The following is a 5300-nucleotide window of genomic DNA, read 5'->3' as shown; positions in this document are numbered from 1 at the left end:
TCACTAAAATTGAATTAGCACATCATAAATGCTCAAATGGAAAGTTTGGCAATTTATGATATGCTGAATGCGGGTTAAATGAACATTTTCCTAATGATAATTTTTTTTCAACAGAAGTTTCATTAGAGGAATTTACACATGTGCCATTTATATTTAGCCCTGAAATTAGTCGTCTTTATAGGACTGTGAAACATTTTTTAGATGACAGAGGATTAACATTAAATAATATGCTCACTATTAGTGACACGGATACTCAAATATTGCTAACTGCAAAAAACTGTGGTGCATGCTTTTGTAATCAGATAATGCTGAGGCGCATTCAAACTTTAAATGAAACGCAGTTCATGAGTAACCAATTGAAGTATTTTCAGATAAAAGGTATGAATCAAGCTGATAGCATTGATTTAATATATAATAAAAATATTTATTTACCACAATATATGAAATATTTCATTAATATTTTGCAAAAACAATTTTCAAAATATTAAGAGAAATAATATTAAATTAGATAAGATAATATTTATTACTTATCTAATTTTTTCATGTACTTTGTTCCAATAATCTGAAGCTAATTTAATAAAGTCAGCTGTAGCTTTACTTAAATAAACTCCCTTTTTATACATAGCAACAACCCTTAACTTAGGCTTTTGTGGTAAAGAAAAATAAACAACATCCTTGGAATCAACTGCATAATGCTCTGGTAATATAGTGCAGCATAAATTTTTCATTACCATGTTAATTAAGGTTTGGCAGCTTCTTGTCTCAAATAGTAACTTTGGAGAAAATCCTGAATCTTGGAATATTGGATTAATTGCTTCTCTAATGGTACTGTCTTTAGAAATTAATACGAAATTATCTTCTTTCAGTGATTTTAAATCAATATTCTTAAGTGGTTCGCCATAATAGTTTCCATTTGAGGCTAATGGATGACTTGAAGGTATAGCGACTATAATGTCTTCTTTTAATATAGAAACATATACATTATCACTCTTTTGCATATCATCAGAAAGAGTTAGGAAAGCAACGTCTAATTCTCTGCGATTAATCATAGATTCCTGTTCTCGTACACTAAGCTCAATGGGATCTAAGATGACGTTTGGGTGCAGTTTGTGAAATTCTGGATAAACTGATGCAAACATAGAAATACCGCGCTCAGGAGTGAGGCCTATGGATAAATGAGTATTTTTCATGTTAATTAGATCACTAATGCGATTATAAGTTTCTTTTTTAAGTCCAAGCATTTCTTTAGCAGCGCTTATATATATTTCTCCAACTTCTGTCAAGTGCCAGTTTGTTCTGGAACGATAAAATAATGGTGAGCCTAGTTCTTTTTCTAATTTTAATAATTGCTGATTAAGTGCTGATTGAGTAATGAACAATTTTTCCGCAGCCTTTGTTATATTTTTTTCTTCTGCAATTTGCACCATGTATTCCAGTTGTTTTAAATCCATCTTTATCACCTATTCTATAAGTTTTTTTAAGAGTAATCTTATTTTAATTAATTTGATTAATAGTTACTTATTTTATACAATAAAATTAACAAAAAAACAAACTAAATTCTTAGTAAATAATACTTTTAATAAGAATATTAGGGAAAGGGAAAATATTATGAGTAGACAAACTTTTATTAAGATTAATGACTTAGATAATGTAGCAATTGCTGTTAATGCAATTCCAGCTGGAACAGAAGTCATGGATGGTATATTAGCCAATCAAGACATTCCACAAGGTCATAAAATAGCACTCTGTGATATTCCAAAGGACGAAAAGATTGTACGTTATGGAATCGTTTTAGGGTATGCTATTAATCCAATAAAGAAGGGTGACTGGATTAATGAGAATATGTTACAGTTGCCAGTACCTCCATCTGTAGATGAAATGACATTTGCAACAAACATAGTTACAGATCTTCCGGAGGCACCAGTTAAAACTTTTGAAGGATATAAAAATCCTAATGGAGGTTATGCTGGTACTAGAAATATCTTGGGGATTAGTACAACAGTTCAATGTGTAACTGGAGTCCTAAATGTAGCTGTGAAGAAAATGAAGGAACAACTACTTCCTAAATATCCAAATGTGGATGATATTGTACCAATTAATCATGCTTATGGATGTGGAGTTGCTATTAATGCACCTGAGGCTATAATTCCAATTAGAGCGCTTCAAAATCTTGTAAAGCATCCTAATTTCGGTGGGGAAGTAATGGTTGTGGCATTAGGCTGCGAAAAATTAACAGTAGAAATGTTATTAGATGAGGCTGATATAAGTCCTGAAAATGTCATCATTCTTCAAGAACAAAAGGGAATGGATGCTATGATAAATTCATTAATGGAAATGGCTGATAAAAAATTAGCTAAATTAAATGAAAGAAGGAGAGAGACTCTTCCATTATCAGACCTTTGCATAGGAATGCAATGTGGTGGTAGTGATGCCTTCTCTGGAGTTACAGCAAATCCAAGTGCAGGGTATGCGTCTGATATGTTGGTTCAAGCAGGAGCTACAGTAATGTTTTCTGAAGTAACTGAAGTTCGTGATGGCGTTCATATCATTGGTGAACGTTGTATAAACGAAGAAGTAGGTAAAAAATTAGCTGCTGAAATGAAATGGTATGATAACTACCTGTTAAATGGACAAGTTGACCGTAGTGCTAATCCTACTCCAGGTAATAAAAAAGGTGGTTTATCTAACATCGTAGAAAAAGCCATGGGTTCAATTGCAAAGTCTGGAACTTCTCCAATAGTAGAAGTTTTATCGCCTGCAGAAGGACCTACTAAAAAAGGTCTTATATATGCAGCAACACCAGCTAGTGATATTGTATGCGGTCCATCTCAACTTGCATCAGGTATCACTCTTCAAGTATTCATGACAGGGCGTGGTACACCTTATGGTTTAGCAGCTGCTCCTGTAATTAAAGTATGTTCTAGGAATGATATGAAAGATATGTGGCAGGACTTAATTGATGTAAATGCAGGTCCTATAGCAACTGGAGGTTCAAGCATTCAAGAAATTGGAACTGAATTATTCAATAAAATAATTGATGTTGCCAGCGGAAGAGAAAAATCTTGTGCTGAAAAGTATGAATTACATAACGATTTATGTATTTTCAACCCAGCACCAATTACTTAAAGCTCTAATAAATAGTTAAAAGCTAAAAGAGTATTAGTATAAAAGATTAATGCTAATTTAAAATTTCTCAATATATTATTTTCATTATAAAAAAGGTAAATGTTTAATTAGGTAAATAAAAAATAACGGTAATTTCATACGGATTTAACAGGTAATTTTTTGTTATTAGAATAATCCCCCATAGCATTGTATAAAGGTTGCTATGGGGATTATTTATTAGAGGTATTTGGCAAATGGATAAGCATATGGTTATTTGTAAATTAATATGTACAGCAGAAAAACAGGACTTGAATTTTTGGACATCACTTTAGCTGTAAAATTGTTTGCCATACTGTTTGGGAGATTTACCTACAACTTTTTTAAAGGTACGAATAAAGTGAGAATTATTATTGAATCCAGCCATTTCTCCAACTTGCTGCACAGGCAGTCCCTTTTTAAGTAATTCGCAGGCTTTAATTATTCTTCGTTTAATTATGTATTCAGTTATTGTAAATCCAGTTGCCTTTTTAAATAAGCTTAATAAGTAATACTTGTTTATATAAAAATCTTTCGACAAACTGTCCAAAGATAAATTACTATTAATATTGAGCTGAATATGTTGAAGGACTGGTTGTATTTTTTCAAATTCCTTATTGTTTTTAGAAGAATAGGATTGAATGTTATTACTATACAAGGGGGTAATAAAAAGCAAAATTTCACTTAATATTATTTTTTCATAGATTTCCTGACCATATACTTTATTAACATTGTAAAATTGAGCCTTATTAATTAAGGCAATAAATCGATCCATTTGTTCCGAAGTAAGATGTATACTATGATTGAATTGAGGCTTACGGTTTATAAAACAATCCAAGAGATTGGTGTCGTGAGTGCATAGATCTGTAATATATTCAGGATTAAAGTGAAGTACGTACCTCTTATATGGTGATTCATCTAAGGATATGCTTCGATGAATGTCACTATTGTTAAAAACAAAAACTGTACCTTTTGTTACTGGATAAATTATATCATTCACAAAAAATTCAGCATTATCGGATAAACAATAATTAATTTCAAACATGTCATGACAGTCATATTTATCCATTTTCCAATTCTCATCTGCATTATATTTAATTAGAAGATTTTGTTCTCCTATTTTAGAGAAGTGTAAATTCTTATCCATAGTTTTCTCCTTAAAAGCCTGTTTACTATAAAGTATACTGAAAATGTTAATATATGCAAATAAAAAACCAATTTATCAAAAGAATTAACAAATATTTAGTGATATATTAGGAATTGAACAAAAATGTTTATGTTTAATAATAATAACCAAAGTACAATTTATAATTTTTTAAGAGACAGGATAGGGGAAAACAGCAATATTCATTATAATAATGTATAAACTCATATAAGGAGGACTATATGGAGGCAATAAATCTACAATTACAAATTTTCACACTTACAGCAATAGGTTTTTGTTTAGGGAAAAAAGTAGGTATAAGCAAAGAAACTATAAGCCAGCTTACAAATATCATGTTTGGTGTTATTTTACCTTGCAATATTATTAGTTCCTTTCAGATAGAAATGACAACTAGTATTTTGATACAAACAAGTTTAGCTTTGATTTTTGCGTGTTTTTCTCAATTATTTTATATTTTTATTAATAAGTTTATATATAAAGGATTTGATCAAAGTAAACAGACGTGTATGAAATATGCTACAATTTGCAGCAACGCTGGTTTTATCGGATTACCAATAGCAGGAGTAATGTTTGGACAAACAGGATTATTATTTATGTCAATAGCCTTAATCCCCCAAAGGATTGCTATGTGGTCATCTGGTATCTCAATGTTTACACAAACGAGTAAAAAGGAGGTAATAAAAAAGTTGATTAAATATCCTTGTATTATTGCAGTAGAAATTGGATTTGTAATTATGATATTTAATATTCAGCTGCCTGTATTTTTAAACAACACAGTAAGAGGTTTGTCTGGCGCTACCACATCTTTTTCTATGATGATAATAGGAATGCTTTTAAGCGATGTTGATTTAAAATTAATTTTTGATAAAGATGCAGTTTATTATTCTTTCATTCGTTTGATAGTTATACCAGCATTGTAAAATGGTTCCTATGTCAAGGACATTTTGAAAAAGGCTAGGCAGCTATGAGCTGGTTTCTGTATTGTACAGGAGCC

The 5300-nt window shown here is 30.8% G+C and carries 4 protein-coding genes and 1 pseudogene; 3 read left to right on the top strand and 2 right to left on the bottom strand.

Annotated features, from left to right (window positions below; genetic code table 11):
- Positions 1–122 precede the first annotated feature (122 nt).
- A pseudogene (locus ACJDTP_RS27085) lies at positions 123–488 on the top strand (LysR family transcriptional regulator substrate-binding protein); the annotation flags it as partial.
- Positions 489–527: 39 nt separating this feature from the next.
- Here ACJDTP_RS27085 and ACJDTP_RS27080 read toward each other — a convergent pair.
- Positions 528–1451, bottom strand: a complete 924-nt coding sequence (locus ACJDTP_RS27080; protein WP_406762972.1) for a LysR family transcriptional regulator — start codon at positions 1449–1451, stop codon at positions 528–530.
- A 157-nt stretch (positions 1452–1608) separates the two neighbouring features.
- Between ACJDTP_RS27080 and garD the strand changes: the two genes are divergently transcribed.
- Complete coding sequence (gene garD, locus ACJDTP_RS27075) at positions 1609–3126, top strand: galactarate dehydratase (RefSeq protein ID WP_406762971.1); 1518 nt, start codon at positions 1609–1611, stop codon at positions 3124–3126.
- A 307-nt stretch (positions 3127–3433) separates the two neighbouring features.
- Here garD and ACJDTP_RS27070 read toward each other — a convergent pair whose 3' ends face one another.
- On the bottom strand, positions 3434–4288 hold the full coding sequence (locus ACJDTP_RS27070; protein WP_406762970.1) for an AraC family transcriptional regulator: 855 nt from the start codon (positions 4286–4288) through the stop codon (positions 3434–3436).
- 239 nt (positions 4289–4527) lie between these two features.
- Here ACJDTP_RS27070 and ACJDTP_RS27065 point away from each other — a divergent pair, with 239 nt between their 5' ends.
- Positions 4528–5226 (top strand): AEC family transporter, encoded by a 699-nt coding sequence (locus ACJDTP_RS27065; RefSeq protein WP_406762969.1) that lies wholly within the window; start codon positions 4528–4530, stop codon positions 5224–5226.
- Positions 5227–5300 lie beyond the last annotated feature (74 nt).

This window comes from Candidatus Clostridium helianthi (assembly GCF_045310795.1).
Classification (GTDB): domain Bacteria; phylum Bacillota; class Clostridia; order Clostridiales; family Clostridiaceae; genus Clostridium; species Clostridium helianthi.
The sequence above is the reverse complement of the archived record's forward strand: the minus strand, read 5'-3'. Positions and strand labels throughout refer to the sequence as shown.

Excerpts from the sequence above, each read along its gene's own strand:
- ACJDTP_RS27070 (WP_406762970.1), bottom strand. The coding sequence starts at position 4,288 with ATGGATAAGAATTTACACTTCTCTAAAATAGGAGAACAAAATCTTCTA.
- ACJDTP_RS27065 (WP_406762969.1), top strand. The coding sequence starts at position 4,528 with ATGGAGGCAATAAATCTACAATTACAAATTTTCACACTTACAGCAATA.
- ACJDTP_RS27080 (WP_406762972.1), bottom strand. The coding sequence starts at position 1,451 with ATGGATTTAAAACAACTGGAATACATGGTGCAAATTGCAGAAGAAAAA.
- garD (WP_406762971.1), top strand. The coding sequence starts at position 1,609 with ATGAGTAGACAAACTTTTATTAAGATTAATGACTTAGATAATGTAGCA.